This is a genomic window from Beijerinckia sp. L45 (genome assembly GCF_009765775.1).
In the GTDB taxonomy this organism is placed as follows: domain Bacteria; phylum Pseudomonadota; class Alphaproteobacteria; order Rhizobiales; family Beijerinckiaceae; genus RH-AL1.
On sequence record NZ_LMUU01000040.1, the window covers coordinates 21,338 to 23,026 of the forward strand.

General features: G+C 66.3%; 2 protein-coding genes and 2 pseudogenes. 1 reads left to right on the top strand and 3 read right to left on the bottom strand.

Annotation, left to right across the window (positions count from 1 at the left end):
- Positions 1-1,023, top strand: a pseudogene (locus GSQ79_RS28900) (hypothetical protein); the annotation flags it as partial.
- 21 nt (positions 1,024-1,044) lie between these two features.
- Here GSQ79_RS28900 and GSQ79_RS04055 read toward each other — a convergent pair.
- The 3 genes and pseudogenes from GSQ79_RS04055 to GSQ79_RS29290 form a co-directional block, all read right to left on the bottom strand.
- A complete protein-coding gene (locus tag GSQ79_RS04055) occupies positions 1,045-1,287 on the bottom strand; it encodes a ribbon-helix-helix domain-containing protein (protein WP_158807458.1) in 243 nt (80 codons plus the stop codon).
- Positions 1,280-1,477 (bottom strand): DUF4169 family protein, encoded by a 198-nt coding sequence (locus GSQ79_RS04060; protein WP_158807459.1) that lies wholly within the window; start codon positions 1,475-1,477, stop codon positions 1,280-1,282. Before GSQ79_RS04060 ends, GSQ79_RS04055 begins: the two co-directional genes overlap by 8 nt.
- A pseudogene (locus tag GSQ79_RS29290) lies at positions 1,474-1,689 on the bottom strand (hypothetical protein); the annotation flags it as partial. The pseudogene GSQ79_RS29290 and the gene GSQ79_RS04060, both read right to left, overlap by 4 nt.

Consider the following 1,689-nt stretch of genomic DNA (forward strand, 5'->3'; position numbering starts at 1 on the left):
ATTTCGGTGGTGCAGAACGCGAACCTGAAGGCGCTTCTGAACGCCAATATCGAGCGGATCAGTTTTCTGCCCGACGAACTGACGCCCGACCAGATCCGGCAAAAACTCTCGAACGGGGATTTCGTCGAACTGGCCGATGTCCCCGACCTGGTCTGGAAGAAAGTCCCGGCGAAAGTCCCCGGCGGCCGCGACTATGCGCAAAATGCGGGGCCCGAGCACCCGAACCACTATGCCGATATCGACGCGCCCGACGCGGGCGGCGGGCCGACGCTGCGCGACCTGACGCTGCAATCGATCGCCAATATGGATGTCGCGGCGTGGCAGCGGTGGTACCAATCCAACGGGCACACCCAGTCTCGCGACGAAGGCCTGCTGCCGTTCCGCGTCTGGCAGTTCTTTCAGGAAATGATCGAAGCACTCCAGCAAGGCGACGTGCCGCGTTTCATCTGCGCCGCCGGCATCGTGTCGCATTATGTCGGCGACGCCTGCCAACCGTTGCACGGATCCTATCTCGCCGATGGATTCAAGGATCCGTCGGATCCCCATGCCAAGAAATGGCCGGGAAAAGGCGTCCACGCGACCTACGAAGACAAGATGGTCGATCGCTTTTCCAAGCAGCTTCTGCCGGCCATCGGACCCGAGGCCCAACAATACGCCGGTCCGATCCCGTCGATCGCCTCGGGGCGCGATGCGGCTTTTGCCACGGTCACGCTGATGAGCCAGGTGGCGACGATCCTGCCGCCGACCACCCTCTGCAACGAATACATCCGGCTCGGCGGCGGCAGTTCGGTCAGGGTCGTCGACGGTCTGTGGGCCGCGTTCGGCGACAAGACGGCAACGGTCATGGGCGCCGGGGCGCGATTCCTTGCCGCGATGTGGGACGCGGCCTTCGCGACGGCCGATACGCCTCTTCCACCCGGCGCGGGCGCTATACCCGAAGCGGCGCTTGCTGCGATCTATCAGGATCCCAAGTTCGTGCCTTCTCTGACTCTGGACAAGATCGGACCTGTTCTGCGCCCATAGCGTTCCGGGCCTCAAAACGCCTTACGGCGCCCGATCCCGGGCCGCGTCGTGGAGCAATGTCACCCGGATCGCGGACGAGAGATTGGCGCCGTCGCGTGTCGCGTCGATCTCGGCGACCAGCGCCGCGACGGAGAGGCCGCGGCGTGAGGCCGTGGCCTTGAGCGCCTGCCAGAACGCGTCTTCCAGCGAGACGCTGGTGGCGTGGCCGGCAATCAGCAGGGAGTGCTTGACGACGGCCGTCGGCCTGCGCTCGGGGTCAGTCATCGCCCGGCGCTGACGGACCGAGGCGGTGGCCGTCGAGATGGCGCGAGGCCTTCGCCTCGATATCGGCCTGGGTCTGCCGGTCGGCCAGCGTGCGGCCGAAGCGGACACGGTTTTCGGCGGCCTTGTCGGCATGGTCGGTGCGCGCCTTGGCTTTCCGCACCCGACGCAGATTGACGACCTCGCCGCTCACGTCTTTTTGCGGAACGCGTCGATCGAGACGACCTTGGCTTCGGTTGGGCCGTCCGTTCCGTCCTGCTCGGCACTGGCCGCGACAGATTCGGAGCCCGCTTTGGCCTTGGAGGCACCGCCGCCGATCGCCGGCAGCGCGGCCGGGCTGGCGAGCAGGCCGATCGCCTTCGATGCGGCGTTCGCGCCCGATTCGGCCGGTGGCAGGCCGGTATC

Excerpts from the sequence above, each read along its gene's own strand:
- GSQ79_RS04055 (WP_158807458.1), bottom strand. The coding sequence starts at position 1,287 with ATGACTGACCCCGAGCGCAGGCCGACGGCCGTCGTCAAGCACTCCCTG.